At 64.8% G+C, this 16,746-nt stretch carries 15 protein-coding genes; 10 read left to right on the forward strand and 5 right to left on the reverse strand.

Annotated elements, in window-relative coordinates:
* Window positions 1-42: 42 nt before the first annotated feature.
* Complete coding sequence (locus tag HGK27_RS20015) at window positions 43-1,548, forward strand: GGDEF domain-containing protein (RefSeq protein ID WP_206244605.1); 1,506 nt, start codon at window positions 43-45, stop codon at window positions 1,546-1,548.
* A gap of 17 nt (window positions 1,549-1,565) precedes the next feature.
* Here the strand turns inward: HGK27_RS20015 and HGK27_RS20020 are convergent, their stop codons facing one another.
* The 3 genes from HGK27_RS20020 to HGK27_RS20030 form a co-directional block, all read right to left on the reverse strand.
* A complete protein-coding gene (locus HGK27_RS20020) occupies window positions 1,566-2,468 on the reverse strand; it encodes an ADP-ribosylglycohydrolase family protein (protein WP_241127662.1) in 903 nt (300 codons plus the stop codon).
* Between the two features lie 15 nt (window positions 2,469-2,483).
* Window positions 2,484-3,905: a nicotinate phosphoribosyltransferase gene (locus HGK27_RS20025; RefSeq protein ID WP_206244606.1), complete on the reverse strand. Its 1,422-nt coding sequence runs from the start codon at window positions 3,903-3,905 to the stop codon at window positions 2,484-2,486.
* Between the two features lie 84 nt (window positions 3,906-3,989).
* Complete coding sequence (locus HGK27_RS20030; protein WP_206244607.1) at window positions 3,990-5,057, reverse strand: bifunctional nicotinamide-nucleotide adenylyltransferase/Nudix hydroxylase; 1,068 nt, start codon at window positions 5,055-5,057, stop codon at window positions 3,990-3,992.
* Between the two features lie 103 nt (window positions 5,058-5,160).
* On the opposite strand from HGK27_RS20030, the gene HGK27_RS20035 reads away from it, so the two are divergent.
* Window positions 5,161-5,835 (forward strand): NUDIX hydrolase, encoded by a 675-nt coding sequence (locus tag HGK27_RS20035; protein WP_206244608.1) that lies wholly within the window; start codon window positions 5,161-5,163, stop codon window positions 5,833-5,835.
* Here the strand turns inward: HGK27_RS20035 and HGK27_RS20040 are convergent.
* Window positions 5,817-7,829 (reverse strand): sigma-54-dependent Fis family transcriptional regulator, encoded by a 2,013-nt coding sequence (locus tag HGK27_RS20040; protein WP_206244609.1) that lies wholly within the window; start codon window positions 7,827-7,829, stop codon window positions 5,817-5,819. The genes HGK27_RS20035 and HGK27_RS20040 overlap by 19 nt on opposite strands.
* 368 nt (window positions 7,830-8,197) lie before the next feature.
* On the opposite strand from HGK27_RS20040, the gene HGK27_RS20045 reads away from it, so the two are divergent.
* The 7 genes from HGK27_RS20045 to dld are packed head-to-tail and all read left to right on the forward strand — an operon-like array spanning window position 8,198 to window position 14,710.
* Window positions 8,198-8,602: a c-type cytochrome gene (locus HGK27_RS20045; RefSeq protein WP_241127664.1), complete on the forward strand. Its 405-nt coding sequence runs from the start codon at window positions 8,198-8,200 to the stop codon at window positions 8,600-8,602.
* 8 nt (window positions 8,603-8,610) lie between these two features.
* Window positions 8,611-9,006 (forward strand): VOC family protein, encoded by a 396-nt coding sequence (locus HGK27_RS20050; protein ID WP_206244610.1) that lies wholly within the window; start codon window positions 8,611-8,613, stop codon window positions 9,004-9,006.
* A 40-nt stretch (window positions 9,007-9,046) separates the two neighbouring features.
* Window positions 9,047-9,592: a Twin-arginine translocation pathway signal gene (locus HGK27_RS20055; RefSeq protein WP_206244611.1), complete on the forward strand. Its 546-nt coding sequence runs from the start codon at window positions 9,047-9,049 to the stop codon at window positions 9,590-9,592.
* Window positions 9,593-9,616: 24 nt separating this feature from the next.
* Window positions 9,617-11,188: a GMC family oxidoreductase gene (locus HGK27_RS20060; protein WP_206244612.1), complete on the forward strand. Its 1,572-nt coding sequence runs from the start codon at window positions 9,617-9,619 to the stop codon at window positions 11,186-11,188.
* A gap of 46 nt (window positions 11,189-11,234) precedes the next feature.
* On the forward strand, window positions 11,235-12,332 hold the full coding sequence (locus HGK27_RS20065) for a glycerol dehydrogenase (RefSeq protein ID WP_206244613.1): 1,098 nt from the start codon (window positions 11,235-11,237) through the stop codon (window positions 12,330-12,332).
* A 3-nt stretch (window positions 12,333-12,335) separates the two neighbouring features.
* Window positions 12,336-13,052 carry a hydroxyacylglutathione hydrolase gene (gene gloB / locus HGK27_RS20070; protein WP_206244614.1) on the forward strand — a complete coding sequence of 239 codons (717 nt, stop codon included), beginning with the start codon at window positions 12,336-12,338 and terminating at the stop codon, window positions 13,050-13,052.
* Window positions 13,052-14,710: a D-lactate dehydrogenase gene (gene dld, locus HGK27_RS20075; RefSeq protein WP_206244615.1), complete on the forward strand. Its 1,659-nt coding sequence runs from the start codon at window positions 13,052-13,054 to the stop codon at window positions 14,708-14,710. The genes gloB and dld overlap by 1 nt, the downstream gene beginning before the upstream one ends.
* Before the next feature lie 38 nt (window positions 14,711-14,748).
* On the opposite strand, the gene HGK27_RS20080 is transcribed toward dld, so the two are convergent.
* The gene (locus HGK27_RS20080; RefSeq protein WP_206244616.1) at window positions 14,749-15,537 is read right to left on the reverse strand and encodes an SDR family NAD(P)-dependent oxidoreductase; all 789 of its coding nucleotides are present in this window, start codon (window positions 15,535-15,537) and stop codon (window positions 14,749-14,751) included.
* Between the two features lie 125 nt (window positions 15,538-15,662).
* Here HGK27_RS20080 and HGK27_RS20085 point away from each other — a divergent pair, with 125 nt between their 5' ends.
* Entirely contained in the window at window positions 15,663-16,625 is a 963-nt protein-coding gene (locus HGK27_RS20085) for a LysR family transcriptional regulator (protein WP_206244617.1), read from the forward strand.
* Window positions 16,626-16,746 lie beyond the last annotated feature (121 nt).

Below are 16,746 nucleotides of genomic sequence, written 5' to 3' on the forward strand. Positions count from 1 at the left end.
GTTCATCCTTTTCTAACCGCAGTTAAGGCATTGAGACTGCGCATGTTGAGGGGCACGCGGGTGGTGCAAGCGATCTTGTCCGATACTGGAAGGCCTGACGCTGCCGCCCTGCGGGGAGGCCGCGCCGCCCGCTGGCTGCCCGTTGCACTCCTTGTCCTGTTCCATGGTACAGTTCCCTATATCGCGGGCAGCATGGCGCCGATCCTCTCGCTGGCCTGTCTGGTGGCACTGGCGCTGCTCACCGGAAAGGCCTGCCTTGCCCGCGCCCGGGCCAGCGGCACGCCGGGTTGGCGCCTGCTGGCGCTGGCCATGGCGATCTGGGCCGGGGGGATGGTGGCCAACGCGGTGGTTCACCTCTCCTTCGGGCATTATCAGGGCGATGCCAGCATCTGCCTGCTGTTCTTCGTGCTCTATGGCGTGCCGCTGGTCTTCGCCACCTCCAGCCCGGACACCGAGCGCCTGTCCGTGCGGGCGCTCGACGCGCTGATCGCCAGCGCTTTGGGCGTGCTGTTCTTCGTCCATACCTTCAGCCTGTCCTCGATGGCGGGGGCCAGCGCGGAGGATGCGCAACTGCTCACCCGCATGTTCGATATCGAGAATGCGCTGGTGGCCCTCTTCGCCCTGCTGCGCTTTGCCACCAGCCATACGCGGGGCAATCGCGATGTCTTCGGCAGTCTGGCGGCCTATGGCGCGGTCTATTTCATCTGCACCGCCTATATGGACCACTGGCAGCAGGACACCGATTACGGCACCTCCTTCGACCTGATCATCGATCTGCCCATGCTGTTTCTGATCGGCCTGACACAGCGTTCGATCAGCAGGCCCTGCGGCAAAACCGTGAATGCCAGCAAGCGCGAGCGCATGGCGCAGGCCATCAGCCCGCTGCTGCTGCCCGCCATGCTGCTGGTGGTCGCGGCGACGATGCTGGGCACGCATCCGCACTGGGCGGTGGCCGGTTTCGCCACGGCCACCATCGTTTATGGCTTGCGCAATGCCCTCACCCATCTGCGCAATCTGGAGGAGCGTGACAGGCTGGCCCAGCTCTCCCGGATCGACGATCTGACCGGCCTGCCCAACCGCCGCAGCTTCGATGCCGCCTTGCAGAGCGAATGGGCGCGGGCCGCGCGCAGCGGCGATCCCTTGTCGATCCTGATGATCGACATCGACCATTTCAAGCAGCTCAACGATCATCTCGGCCATCAGGAGGGCGACCGGCGGCTGCGCGATGTGGCCGAGGCGCTGGCCGCTTGCGCCTCACGCGCGGCGGATATGGTGGCGCGTTACGGCGGCGAGGAATTCGTGGTGATCCTGCCCGCAACCAGCGCCGAAGAGGCCCGCACGCTGGCGGAAACCATGCGGATCGGCGTGCTGGCGCTGGCTCTGCCGACACCGGCACCGGGCGGGCGGGTGAGCATCAGCATCGGGGTCAGCTCGACCATGATGCCCGCGGTGGACGATCCCGATGCTCTGCTGGCCTGCGCCGATGCCGCGCTTTATGCCGCCAAGCGCGATGGCCGCAATGCGGTGCATATGCCGATGGCAGCATAGGACGAACAGCGGGCCGATCAGGGGACGAGCAAGGCTTGCGCCATCTCGGCAATGCGCTCGCGCCAGGCCAGTCTGGCCAGCCATTCTGCCGGAATGCCTTGCATACCATAGAGCGCGCCGGCCAGTTGGCCGGTGATGGCCGCCGTGGTGTCGGCATCGTCGCCAAGATTGGCCGCCAGCAGCACGGCATCGCGGTAGGTTTCGGTTTGATCGACACACCACAGGGCCGCTTCCAGACTGTGAGCCACATAGCCTGAGGACTGAATCCCGGCGCGAGCCTTGCCGCGCCATCCCCCAGCGAGAATGGCGGCAATCGGATCGCTGCCCACACCCTCAGCCGCCTTGAGCGCTGTTTCAAAATCAGCGCCCAGAATGGCGGCGCGCAGGATCAGCGCATAGCCCTCGCAGGCATCGAGGCAGGCGGTGGCGCCATGGGTGGTCGCGCTTTGCAGGCGGGCAGCATCGCGCATCGCCTTTTCGCCATGCTTCACGCCCCAGATCGCAACCGGCGCAAGACGCATCAGCGAGCCGTTGCCCGCGCTGAAGGTATCAGTCGAACCGGCGATGGGGTTGCCGTCCGCCTCGAAGCGGGCCAGCGCGCTACGCGTGGCCATGCCGATATCGAAGCATTCTCCCGTGGCGCTGTACACACCCCAGCGCCACCAGTTGACGAAGCGCCGCATCAGATCGCCCGGATCGAGCGAGCCGCGCTGCGCCAGACTTTCCGCCAGAGCCAGCGCCATGGAGGTGTCATCCGTCCAGACTCCGGCCTCAAGCTGGAACGGGCCGCCGCCGACGATATCGGTGAGCGGCGGCAGGCTGTCCCGCGCGGAGAACTCCAGCGTGGTGCCCAGAGCATCGCCGGTGGCGAGGCCCAGCAGGGCGCCAAGCGCGCGATCTTGGGTTTGCAGATCGATCATGGGATCATCCTTTCTTCAGGCCGCAGCCGTTTCAAGGGCAGCGGGCAGAACCGCTTCACCTGCCGCTCTGGCGCGCAGATCGGCAAAGCTGTGGCGGACCAGCATTTGCCCATCGCGCCACACCGGCACCAGCAGATCGTCTCTGGCATCCACCGCATCCAGCCGTGCCGCGACCAGTCTGCCATCGCGCCTCACCACGGCCTGACGGCCCGCCTTGCTGGCCTTGGTGAGATCGGTGGCGGGCTGCTTGTTAACATCGCGCCAGACGCCATCGGCATCGCGCATGGCATTGGCCTTCATGGCAAAGCGCAGCGTGTCGCGGTTGACCTGTTGCAGCAGGCCGCCGCCCATGCCGAAAGCGATGTTGTCCACGGCAAAGCCCTCTTCCACCAGACGGTCGATCAGGTAGGCGATGCTCTTGATGGTCATGCCGTCGCCCTGAATGACACGGACATGCGGATCGAGAACCCGAAAACCCTTGCCGTTGATCGTGCCGCCAAAGGCCTCCCACAACGTTTTCAGCGCACGGATCGGGGTTTCGACCGGATCGCCGCTGTCGGGGCGGACGACCAGCGTGCCCTTGCGGTTAAGCACCTTTTCGCGCAGCGCGCCGCCCCAGATGTCGCCAATGGCCGCATCCAGATCGTAGCTGTCCGAGACAACCGCCACCAGTCGCCCCTCACCCTCGAAGGCATCGAGCATATTGGCATAGGCATCCTGTTCACGGTCGCGCCCCCAGCTGGTGATCGTGCTGTGTTCAGCAGCGGGGATCGAGAAGCCCGCCATATCCGCGCCATAGTAGCGGCGGGCGGCGAGCAGGGCCTCCATCGTGTCGGTGCCCATGAAGTTCACCAGATGCGCCATGCCGCCAAGGGCTGCGCTCTCCCCGCTGCTGACGCCGCGTGCGCCGAAATCGTGCAGCTTGAAGGGAAGCTGGCCTGCGACATCGTCGCTGGTCTTTTCCAGCCCGGCGCGGATGATCTGGCGGCACTGCCAGCTCAGCGTGGCGACCGTGGTGGGATACCAGATGGCGCGCAGCAAAGCGGTTTCCACAAAGGTGGCGAGCCATGGCAGGCGCGGATCGGTGGTCTCCACCTGCAGCAGAGGCACGCCGGTGGGGACCATCATCCCCTCGGGCAGGGCGCGGATCGCGATGGGCAGGAAGCCCTTGTGATCCTCCATGATCATCTGCCAGCCCGCGCGGTTGAAGGGCACGCCATGGGCGGTGCAGATCGCTTCGGCCTCCTCGATATCCTCGGTGGTGATCGGGCGGGCCAGCAAATCGATCAGGAAGGGCTGCAGGCCCATGAACAGCACTTCGTCAGCAAAGTCATTGGGCCGCGCCTCGACATAAGCGCTGATCGCGCGGGCCTCGGGCGGATATTGCAGGAAGTGGCTGTGCTTGTAGCTGTCGGTGGCCAGGATGAGATTGGTCATGATGTGAACTCCTCACAGTGACGCCGGACGCAGGACTCCCCTGCGCGGCAGATCTCTTTTCAGTTTTCGGTATTCAGGGCCGGATTACAGGTCCGCCATCTCCTCGATGATCGACCAGTGGTCCTCGAAGAGCATCTCGGGGCTGAGATCACCGAAGCGATACCAGCGAGCATGGGCGGCATCGTCGCCCCCCTTCACGCTGAACAGCTTGCGGCGCTCGGGCAGACGGAAGAGGAAGGCGTGGGTGATGATCCGCCCGCGCAAGGACCGGCCCGGCGCATCGAAGACGCGGCTACGCGAGTCCTCGATAAAGCTGGCCAGCATGGCGGGAGGGATCTGCCCCTTGCCGTCGCTGATCGAGGTTTCCTCACGCAATTCGCGGATCGCGGCGTCGCGGATGCGCTCGGCCGGGTTCACGAAGCCACCGGGCAGGGCCAGCAGACCCTTGCCGGGCGCGCGGCCCCGCTCGACCAGCAGGATATGGCCCGATTGCACCACCACAGCATCCGCCGTGACGAAAGGCCCCTTGCCCCATTGCGCGGGATAGGCGGCAAGGAATTCGGCCTCTTCCAGCAGGGCGCGGAAGGTTTCGCCCAGCATGAACTGCTTCAGGAAATCCGCAACGCCCCCCGACAGGATCGAGCCCGCAATATCGGGAATGCGCTGAAAATAGCGCTGACGCACATCGCTGGAGGAAAAGGTGCCGTACTGACTGTCGATCTGGAGATTCTCCCACTCGGGGAAAAGCTTGAGGTAATAGGACGAAGCATCCTTGCCATAGCCCGCCAGCGCCACGCGAAAATCGCTGAGGCCGTGGCTCTGGAAACCATGGTTGTTGCCATGATCCAGCACGATGGCGCGCACCGTGCGCTGCACCTGCGTCACCCATGCCGTGTCGGAATAGAGGTGATCGTCCAGCGGGGCGATGATCAGGCGGCCTTCGGCCACTTCATGGCGGAAGGCGGCGCGCAGCATGGCCTCGCGCTCGGCATAGGTGAAGGGGTTGCGCGGATCGCGCGCCATATTGGCCGAGCCCACCAGCACGATCAGGCGGTTGACCCGCTCCAGCGCATGGGTGATGACATGTTCATGGCCGATATGCAGCGGCTGAAAACGCCCGATAAAGACGCCGAAATCGATGGTATCGTTCATATCCGAGGCTCCCTCGAAAGGTGATGCGAGGCGGACTCCCCGACTCGCTGTAGAGACCTTATATTCATTTGACATATATCCAGTCAACACATAAGTTGCCGCCATGCCTGAGAACACTGCCCAACCCTATGATCCTTCGGCCTATCCGCCCGTGGCGGTGACAGTCGATCTGGTGCTGATGAGCGTGGTGGACGGCCAGTTGGCCGTGCTGCTGCAACGCCGCTCTGCCGATCCCTTCGCCGGAAAGCAGGCACTCCCGGGCAGCTTCGTAAGGCCCGAGGAAGGGCTGGATGATGCCGCAAGGCGCGTGCTGGCCGACAAGGGCGGTTTTGCCGATGAGACAGATGTCTGGCTGGAACAGCTCTATAGTTTTGGTGACCCAAGGCGCGATCCGCGTATGAGGATCGTCAGCGTGGCCTATTTCGCGCTTTTGTCGCCCCAACGTATGGCACAGGCTTTGGCCACCCGCGATGATCTGGCGCTGGTGCCTTTAACCGATCTGGAAGCACCACTTGCTTTCGACCATGCCGCCATCATCGCGCTGACGCATGAGCGGCTGAAGGGCAAACTGGATTACATCCCCCTCGCCTTTTCCCTGCTGCCCGCGCTTTTCACGCTGCGCGATCTGCAAGCGGTGCATGAGGCCATTCTGGGCACGCATCTCAACAAGCCCGCCTTCCGCCGCCGCCTGCTCGACACCGGCTGGATCGAGCCCACCGGCGAACGCGAAGCCGATACCGCCTTTCGCCCGGCAGAACTCTATCGCCGCCGCGCCTGAGGTTCCAGCGCCGCAGCTTTCAGCAGGCCGCGATCCAGCCCATAGCGATCCATCCGCCGATAGAGCGTGGAGCGCGACATGCCCAGCAGCGTGCAGGCCATCGACATATTGCCCGCCGCCGCCGTGATCGCCTGGCTGATCTCCTCGCGCTCATCGAGCACAGCTTCGGGCAGGATCGCGCGAAAGGCCGGGGTGGCGGAGACCATCTCGGCGGGCAGGCAATCGAGACCGACCAGCCCGCCCTGCGCCAACAGGCGCGCCGAGGCCACAACATTGCGCAATTCGCGCAAATTGCCCGGCCAGTCATAACGGCGGACGCAGGCCAGCGCTTCGGGAGTGAAGCGCAAAGGTGCCCCGCCGGTTTCACGGGCGAAATGGGTCAGCAATTCTTCCAGATCACCCTCACGCTCACGCAGCGGCGGCACCGTCACCGATGCGACCGCCAGGCGATGGAACAGATCGCGGCGGAAACGCCCGGCCTCCACCTCGGCACGCAGGTCGCGGTTGGTCATGGCGATCACCCGGACCCTCACACGGCGCACATCGGCTTCACCGATGCGGGTGACGACGCCCTCTTCCAGCACGCGCAGCAGATAGGGTTGCAGGTCCAGCGCCAACTCGCCGATCTCATCGAGGCACAAAGTGCCGCCATCGGCGAGTTCAAAACGCCCGGCGCGCCCCTCGCTGCTGGCCCCGGTGAAGGCGCCCTTGGCATAGCCGAACAGCTCACTGGCGATCAGATCGCGGTTCACCGCGCCGCAGTTGAAGGTGACGAAGGGGCCACGCTCGACCAGGCTGCGGCCATGGATGGCGCGGGCGAACAGCTCCTTGCCCACGCCGGTCTCGCCCTCGATCAGCGCCGGAAGATCGGAGGGGGCCAGCTTGCGGGCGCGCTCCACACAGGCGCGCAGAACGGGGCTCTGCCCCCGGATCGCAGAGAAATCGGCACGGGATGGATCAGCCTCGTCACCGCGCCGCGCACGCCGGGGCGCATGGCGCTCTTCACGCGCGGGGATCACCAGCATATGGCCCGCCAACTCGCCCGACAGATGGATCGGCTTGAACCAGTCCTCGGGCAGCGCGGCATGGCCAGCCTGCGCGGGCAGAAAGGCGGGCTGCCCCATCATCGTGCCCAGCGGCAGGTTCAGCCTTTCCTGCAGCAAACGCGCAGCATGGCGCGAGGCATGCACCAGCCGCCCGCGCGCATCCACAATCACCATCGCATCCCAGCGCGTGCCCGCACCATGGTCCAGCGCGACCTCCATCAGCCGCACCCGCGTCAGATCGGCCTGATGCAGCAGAGCCTGCTCGATCCGCCGCGCGCCCAGCACGGAAAGCGCCACGATCTGGCTGTTGGCGATCCGGCTGCGCGCCGAAAGGTTGAGAATGCCCGCCACGCTGCCGTCCAGCGGATCGAAGATCGGCGCGGCGGCGCAGGTCCAGCTGCGCATACGCTCGCAATAATGCTCCCCGGCATGGACCAGCATCGGCACGCGGTTGGCCAGTGCCATGCCGATGCCATTGGTGCCCGCCGAACTCTCACACCAGTCGCCGCCGCAGCCCAGAGCGATGTCATTGCCCGCATGCAGCGCGGCGCGGTCACCCACGCCTTCCAGCACGACCCCTTGCGGATCGGTGACCAGCATGATGGCATCGGTGCCCATCAGCATCGGCGCGGTGTCGGCCAGCGTGGCGGCGCTGGCGCGCAGCAGATCGCGGTGATCGCGGCGGCGCGCTTCGAAGAACTCGCGCTGCAGCTGGGGCGCATTGGTGGTTTCCAGCCGGACATGCGAGGCGCGGCACCGCTCCCAGCTGTCGGCGATGGAGCCGCGCACACGGATCGAGTCCCGCGCGGCACCGGCCATGAAATCTTCCCAGGCGCGGTCCAGTTCGCGGCGGCTCTGGGCAAAAACGCGCGCGGCCATATTGGCTTCGTCGGGCAGCGCCAGATGCTGTGCCAGAGTCTCTGACGCCAGATTGCCTGACAAGGTCATCACACCTCCAGTCAGCCCTTTTGCGCGCGAGGGCGCCAGCGGGCCTTGATCCTCTCATCGGCCGCGAGCGGATCGCGACTCTTATGGAATGTTGCAGTTTCTAGAATGATCCTGATCGGCTTGTCGATAGTCCATTCGTCGATTGCGCAGAGGATGATGCAAACAAGGCCGCGGATCTTGTGACACAAAGCTGTGACACAGTTTTGTGTCATGACACAAAATCTGGAACAGTTATTGGCCCGATGGTTACAATGACTTTCTGAAACAAACCCTGTTTTTATAGAAAAACGGAGATGGATTTTCGAAAATCCTGAATTGGCACATCCCTTGCTGATCCATCCGCAAACAAACGGCATGGAGACAGGATCGTGTTCCGCATACCCCCCAAGCTCACCGTCACCGGCCTGATTGCGCTGACTCTCACGGCGACATTCTCTGCTCCGCTGGCCGCGCAAATGACCATCCCCAAATCCGCCCCCGCTTCGGGCGACAAGGTTTTTGCGCAGCAATGCGCCGCCTGCCACTCGGTCAAGCCGGGTGAGACGCGCGTCGGGCCTTCGCTGGCCAGTGTCGTCGGGCGCAAGGCCGGTTCGGTGGCTGGCTACGCCTATTCCCCCGCCCTCAAGGCCAGCGGCAAGACATGGAACGCCGCCAGCCTTGACGCATGGCTGACCAGCTCCACCAAAGCCGTGCCCGGCACCAAAATGACCTACGCGCAGGCCGATGCCGGCAAGCGCAAGGCGATCATCGACTACCTCCAGACCGTGAAATGAGACCCCCTATGGCCAAGATCATCCACACCATGATCCGCGTGCTCGAAGAAGAGCGCTCGGTTGCCTTTTACAAGACCGCGCTCGGGCTGGACATTGCCGCGCGCTTTCCCTTCGACGGCTTCACCCTCGTCTATCTGCGCAATGCGGAGAATGACGTCGAACTGGAACTGACCATCAACCACGACCGCAAGGAGCCCTACACCTTCGGCGACGGCTACGGCCACATCGCCGTAACGGTGCCTGATCTGGACGCCGAACATACGCGGATGGAAGCTTCGGGCATCGCCCCGCTGCCGATCAAGGAATTCTTCCGCGAGGGCGCGCTGATGGCCCGCTTCTTCTTCATTCAGGACCCGGACGGCTACAAGATCGAGGTGCTTCAGCACCACGGCCGCTACGTCTGAGCCACCTCCTGTCCAGAACCATAAGAAAGGGAGAGCGATCATGCGTGTGATCGACAGGATCGATATCATGAACCGGCGCACCTTCGGGCGCTCGGTAGGCACCGCCGCGCTGCTGGGGGCTGTGCCTCTGGCGGCGGGCAGCGCCTATGCTGCCGATGGCACGGTGGCGCTGAAAACCGGGCCAGCCTCGGCCTTGCCCGTGCTGGTGAAGATGGCGCGCGACCTCTATCCGCACGATAAGGTCAGCGACGAGGCCTATGCCAAGGCCGTCGCCACCATCGACGACCAGTTCGCCGAGAACAAGAAGGCCACCATGGGCCAGGGCGCGCTGGAACTGGATGGCGCCGCGAAAGCCATCAAGGGCAAGCCCTATCTGGAGCTCGCCAGCGAGGACGACCGCGTCTTCGTGCTGCGCCATATGGAGAAGGCCGGAACGCCCTTCTTCAAGGCGATGCGCGCCGGCATGATCACCGCCCTCTACAATCAGGAAGAGCTGTGGCCGGGCTTTGGCTACGAGGGATCGTCCGCTGAAAAGGGCGGCTACCTCCATCGCGGCTTCAACGATCTGGACTGGCTTCCGGCGTAACGGCGCTGGCGGAGAGGATACAACATGGCTGGAAAATTCGACGTCAATGACGACAGCGTGGTCGTCATCATCGGCTCAGGCGCGGGCGGCGGCACGCTGGCCAACGAGCTGGCGCAAAAGGGCATCAATGTCGTCTGCCTTGAGGCAGGCGCGCGCTATGAAATCAACGATTTCATCAACAATGAATGGGAAAGCTTCGCCCAGCTCGCCTGGACGGACAAGCGCACCACCTCGGGCACATGGCGCGTGGCGCGGGACTTTCCCGAACTGCCCGCATGGATCGTGAAGGCGGTGGGCGGCACCTCCACCCACTGGGCAGGCGCCTCGCTGCGCTTTCAGGAGCATGAGTGGAAAGCCCGCACCCATTATGGCGACATCAAGGATGCCGCCCTGCTCGACTGGCCCATCGATCATGCCGAAATGGCACCATGGTACGCCAAGGCCGAATACAAGATGGGCACCACCGGCACCAATGGCATCCCGCGCCTGCCGGGGAACAACAATTACAAGGTGCTGCACGCCGGGGCGACCAAGCTGGGCTACAAGGAAGTCCACACCGGCAATATGTCGATCAACAGCCAGCCGCGCGACGGGCGGGGCAGCTGCCAGCAGATCGGCTTCTGCTTTCAGGGCTGCAAATCGGGCGCCAAATGGTCGACGCTTTACACCGAGATCCCCAAGGGCGAGGCCACCGGCCATCTGGAAGTGCGCCCCGAAAGTCAGGTGATCCGCATCGAGCATGATGCGCGCGGCCGCGCCAGCGCGGTGATCTATGCCGACAAGAATGGCACCATGCACCGTCAGAAGGCCCGCGTGGTGGCGGTGGCGGGCAATTCCATCGAGAGCCCGCGCCTGCTGCTCAATTCCGAAAGCAACACCTTCAAGGATGGTCTGGGCAACAATGCCGGGCAGGTGGGCAAACATTACATGCGCCACACCACCGGATCGGTCTATGGCATCTTCGAAAAGCCCGTCCATATGTATCGCGGCACGGTGATGGCCGGGATCATCCGCGACGAGGCGCGCCACGACACCAAGCGCGGCTTCGTGGGCGGCTATGAGTTCGAGACGATCTCGCTGGGCGTACCCTTTATGGGCGCCTTCATGAACCCGGGCGGTTGGGGGCGTGATTTCACCTCGGCGCTGGACCATTACGACCATATGGCGGGCATGTGGATCGTGGGCGAGGATATGCCGCGCGCCACCAACCGCGTGACGCTGAACCACAATGCCAGGGACAGGTTCGGCATGCCGGTGGCCAACGTCCATTACGACGATCACCCCAATGACGAGGCCATGCGCAACCACGCCTTCAAGCAGGGCGCGGCGATCTATGACGCGGTGGGCGCGAAACGCACGGTGCTGACCCCGCCCTATCCCTCCACCCATAATATGGGCAGCAACCGCATGAGCGAGAAGCCCGAGGATGGCGTCGTCAACCGCTGGGGGCAGAGTCATGAGGTGAAGAACCTGTTCGTCTCGGACGGCAGCCAGTTCACCACCAGCGCGGCAGAGAACCCCACGCTGACCATCGTGGCGCTGGCCATCCGTCAGGCAGATCACATCGCCGGATTGATGTCGCGCAAGGAGATCTGAGTGCCGCGCGCCAATCTCCCCCATCCGGAACACAAGGGACAGCTTTATGATCAGCACTGCCATTTTCCCCAGCCGCTATGTTCAGGGCGACGGCGCGCTCGACCTGCTGGGCGATGAGTTGAAGCGGCTCGGCGCCAAGCCTTATGCCGTGGTCGATGCCTTTGCCCATCAGGCCTTTGGCGCGGATCTTCAGCGCGTGCTGGAGAAGGCCGGGCCCTTCACGCTGGAGGTCTTCGGCGCGGAATGCTCCGATGAGGAGGTCGAACGCCTCGTCGCTCAGGCCCGCAGCAATGACACCGATGTGATTGTGGGCATCGGCGGCGGCAAGGCGCTGGATACCGCCAAAGCCGTCGCCCATGCCATGGGCCTGCCGGTGGCCATCGTGCCGACCTTGGCCTCCACCGATGCACCCTGCAGCGCGCTGTCCGTGGTTTACACGCCGGAGGGGGCCTTCAAGCGCTATCTGGTGTTGCCGCGCAACCCCGATCTGGTGCTGATCGACACCGGCATCGTCGCCAAGGCCCCGGTGCGCTTCCTTGTCGCAGGGATGGGCGACGCGCTGGCCACCTGGTTCGAGGCCGAGGACTGCCGCGCCACCCGCGCCGCCAACATGACCGGGCGCCCCGGCCCGATGACCTCGCATGGCCTCGCCAAACTCTGCTACACCTGCCTGATCGAGGAAGGCCAGATGGCCCGCACCGCCTGCCAGCATGGCGTGGTGGTCCCCGCGCTGGACAATGTGGTGGAGGCCAACACGCTGCTGAGCGGCCTCGGCTTCGAGAGCGGCGGCCTTGCGGCAGCCCATGCCATCCACAACGGCCTGACCGCGCTGGATGAAACGCATCACTATTACCACGGCGAAAAGGTGGCCTTCGGCCTGCTGTCGCAACTGTGGTTGACGGGGCGGCCCCGCGCAGTGGTGGATCAGGTCTATGGCTTCTGCCGCGCGGTGGGTCTGCCCACCACCTTTGCGGAAATCGGCCTCACCGATCCACGCCCGGACCAGCTGGAACTGGTGGCGCAGCGTGCCTGCGCGCCGGGCGAGACCATCCACAACACGCCCTTTGCCGTCACGCCGCGCATGGTGGTGGCTGCGATGGTCGCGGCGGATGCCGAAGGGCAGCGTCTGGCGACGTTGGGCTGAGCCATGCTGGAGATCGTCCCCGTCCCGACCTTCGCCGACAATTACGTCTGGCTGGCCCATGATCCGGTGAGCCGCGAGACAGCGGTGGTCGATCCCGGCCAGGCCGAGCCGGTGCTGGCCGAGGCACAGGCGCGGGGCTGGGCGATCACCCAGATCTGGAACACCCATTGGCATGACGACCATATCGGCGGCAATGCAGCCATCAAGGCCGCAACCGGGGCGCTGGTGACCGCCCCGGCGCGGGAAGCCGACAGGGTCGCCACCGCTGATGTGCTGGTGGGTGAAGGCGACACAGTGCGTCTGGGCGAGCATATCGGCCATGTGCTCGCCCTACCCGGCCATACTTTGGGCCATATCGCCTACCATCTGCCCGGCGTGCTGTTTGCAGGCGATACGCTGTTTGCAATGGGCTGCGGGCGGATCTTCGAAGGCACGGCGGAGCAGATGTGGGGCAATATGCAGCGGCTCGCCGCGCTGCCGCCCGAAACGCTGGTCTATGCGGCCCATGAATACACGCTGGGCAATGCGCGCTTCGCCCTGACCATCGAGCCGGAGAGCGCCGCCCTGCAACAGCGCGCGGCAACGGTCACCGCCCAACGTGAGGCCGGGCAGATCACCCTGCCCACCTCCATCGCTCAGGAACTGGCCACCAATCCCTTTATACGCGCCGGATCCGTGGAAGACTTCGCCCGCCGCCGCGCCGCCAAGGATGTGTTTTGATGAGCGCCGACCTGCTGCCCCGCCTGCGCGCCATCGTCGGCACCGCCCATGTGAAGACCGGCGAAGGCGCCACGCGGCGCTTCGCCACCGGCTATCGCTTCGGCTCGGGCCCGGTGCTGGCGGTGGTGCAGCCCGGCTCGCTGGTGGAGCAGTGGCGGGTGTTGCAGGCCTGCGTTGCGGCCGGCGTGATCGTCATCCCGCAGGCCGCCAACACGGGGCTCACCGGCGGATCGACGCCGCATGGCGCCTATGACCGCCCGGTGGTGCTGATCAACACCATGCGGATCACCGGCACGCATCTGATCCAGGACGGCGCTCAGGTGGTCTGCCTGCCGGGCACCACCCTCTTCGAGCTGGAAAAGCTGCTACGGCCTTTGGGGCGCGAACCGCATTCGGTGATCGGCTCCTCCTGCATCGGCGCCTCGGTGTTTGGCGGGGTCTGCAACAATTCGGGCGGGTCGCTGGTGCGGCGCGGGCCGGTCTATACCGAGCTGGCACTGTATGCGCGGGTGGATGAGCAGGGGCAGTTGCGCCTCGTCAACCATCTGGGCATCGCTCTGGGCGACGATCCTGAAACCATCCTTGCGCGTCTTGAACAGGGTCGGTTCGATCCCTCGGATATCAGCGCAGAAGGTCGCGCCTCGGATCAGAACTATGGCGCGCATGTCCGCGCCATCGATGCCGAAACCCCCGCCCGCTTCAACGCCGATGCCGCCCGCCTGTTCGAGGCTTCGGGCAGCGCTGGTAAGCTGATGCTCTTCGCGGTGCGCCTCGATACGTTCGTCGCGGAAAAAGAAACCGCCACCTTCTACATCGGCACCAATGACACTGCGGAACTGACCGCGCTGCGCCGTGCGATCCTCGGCGATTTCACTTCGTTGCCGATCTCCGGCGAGTACATTCACCGCACCGCTTTCGACATCGCCGCCATCTACGGCAAGGACACATTTCTTGCGATCCAGCACCTCGGCACCGATCGCCTACCCGCACTTTTTGCGCTGAAAGGCCGCGTGGATGCCATCGCCACCAGGCTGGGCGACCGCGTGATGCAATTTGCCAGCAAGCTGTTCCCCAACCATCTGCCCAAGCGGATGCGTGCCTACCGCGACCGCTATGAGCATCACCTCATCCTGAAAATGGCGGGCGAGGGCATCGCTGAAACCCGCAAGCTGCTGGCCGTAACCTTCCCCAGTGGCATGGGGGATTTCTATGAATGCACGCCGGAAGAAGCCACCGCTGCCTTCCTCCATCGCTTCGCCGTTGCCGGTGCGGCCGTCCGTTATCGGGCGGTCCATCACCGCGATGTGGAGGATATTGTCGCACTCGATGTGGCGCTGCGCCGCAACGATCAGGACTGGTTTGAAACCCTGCCCGCCCGGATCAGCGAGCCGGTCATTCATGCGCTCTATTACGGGCACTTCTTCTGCCACGTCTTCCATCAGGACTACATCGTGCGCAAAGGCACCGATGTTCATGCGCTGGAACACCGTATGCTGGAGATCCTCGACCAGCGTGGCGCCGAATATCCCGCCGAGCACAATGTCGGCCATCTCTATCCTGCCAAGCCCGCATTGCAGGAGCATTATCGCGCGCTCGATCCCTGCAACTGCTTCAACCCCGGCATCGGCCAGACCTCCCGCAAGGAGCATTGGGCATGACCGGCCCGGGCTTCACACCCGGGCCGGCCCCCGTTCCATCAGGAGAACTGGATGCCGCCGTCGATCAGCACGCACTGGCCGGTCATGTAATCGCTGTCCGGCCCGGCGAGGTAGGAGGCCAGCTTGCCGATGTCCTCGGGCACCGAGACACGGCCCAGCAGGATCGCCTCGGAGTATTTCTTGATCGCCTCGCCCTTGGGCAGGCCTTCTTCCTTGGCGAGCTTTTCGTCGATCAGCTCCCACATCGCCGTGCCCACGATGCCGGGGCAATAGGCGTTGACGGTGATCTTGTGCTTGGCCCACTCCATGGCGGCGCCCTGAGTCAGCCCGCGCACACCCCACTTGGAAGCCGAATAGGGCGAAAGCAGCGCAAACGGGCGATAGGCCACGATGGAGGCCGCGCCGATGATCTTGCCGCCGGTGCCCTGCCTGATCATCTGCTCGGCGGCGGTCTTGTAGCACAGGAAGGTGCCGCGCAGGTTGACGCCCATCATGTTGTCCCACGCTTCGACCGTGGTTTCCAACAGGCTTTCCACCCGCGCGATGCCCGCGTTGGAAATCATCACGTTAAGCGCGCCCAGGTCCGTGGCGACCTTGTCGACCATGGCCTTCACCTCGGCCTCGACCGAAACGTCGGCGATGGCGGTGGTGACCTTCACGCCCTTGGCGCGGATTTCGCCGGCAGTCTCTTCCAGCTGGTCGCTATTGGCGGCGATATCGTTCAGCGCGATGTCATGCCCGTCTTCCGCCAGACGCAGCGCAACGGCCTTGCCGATGCCCCGCGCGGAACCCGTCACCAAGGCGACCGAACCCGAAATCTTGGTCATATCTCTCTCCTTGTTCAGGGGCGCGTCCTTCAAGGATTTGGGCCCCGTGAGAGACAAGCTAGGCACCCCCACAAGCCCGCGAAAGCAGCCAGTTTTATCCGGGCGATGACTTTCGGAGAACGCCCATGAAGCTGCATCATATGCGCCATTTCGACGCGGTGGCACGCCACGCCAGCCTGCATGGTGCGGCGCGCGCCCTGGGCGTGGCACAATCCGCGCTGAGCCGCAGCATCCGCGAGCTGGAGCATGATCTGGGCGTGGAACTGCTGCTGCGCTCGGCGCGCGGCGTGGCCCTGACCACGGCGGGCGAACGTTTCCTGATCCGCGCCCGCCGCGTGCAGATGGAAATCGAGCAGAGCCGCGACGAAGCCGCTCAGGAAGCGGGCGAGCAGGTCGGTTCGGTGACGCTGGGCCTGTCTTCCACGGCGCAGCGTGTGGCCATGCCCGCCATGGTGCGCCGCTTCCGCCGGGCCTGGCCGGGGGTGCGGCTGATCGTGGTGGAGGGCGATCTGCCCGACCTCCACAAAAGGCTTGGCGAGGGCACGATCGATCTGTGCATCGCCCCGCCCAGCTCCTCGCCCTTGCCGCCAGCGCTGCGCGAGGAGCGCGTGGTGGTGATGGAACAGGCGATCTTCTGCCGCGCCGGTCACCCCGCCGCCGATGCCGCCAGCCTTGCCGAGCTGCGCGGGCTCGACTGGATCGAGCTGAGCGAAATGAACTGGCCGGAAGCAGGCATGATGCCGTGGCTGGCGCTGAGCGAAGGCGCGGCCATCCGCCTTTCGGGCCTGCTCTCGGCAGCGGCGCTGGTCGCCAATTCGGAGATGCTGGCCGTGCTGCCGCGCATCGCTGTGGAGGCCTCCAGCCTTGCCGCTCAGCTGGACATCATTGCCGTGGACGATATGCCGCCCGATCTGCCGCTCAGCGTCTTCACGCGCGCCGGGCTGCCGCTGACCCCGGCGGCGCAGTTTCTCTATGACACGGCGATCAATCTCTTCGCTCAGGACGCGCCGCTGCCAAAACCCGCCATCAGGCAGCGCGCCGCCAATGACCGCCTGTGCCGCACGGAACCGCAGGCGCGCTTTGGCTAGGGCACGCTGACGGAGGAAAGGATCGAACCATGCTGACGAACACCAAAAGACCGCCTCCCGGCTGAGATCGCGCGGCGCAACCCGCGTTTGACCCGAGAAAAATCATAACATCAGGAAGGAT

This window comes from Novosphingobium terrae (genome assembly GCF_017163935.1).
In the GTDB taxonomy this organism is placed as follows: Bacteria; Pseudomonadota; Alphaproteobacteria; order Sphingomonadales; family Sphingomonadaceae; genus Novosphingobium; species Novosphingobium terrae.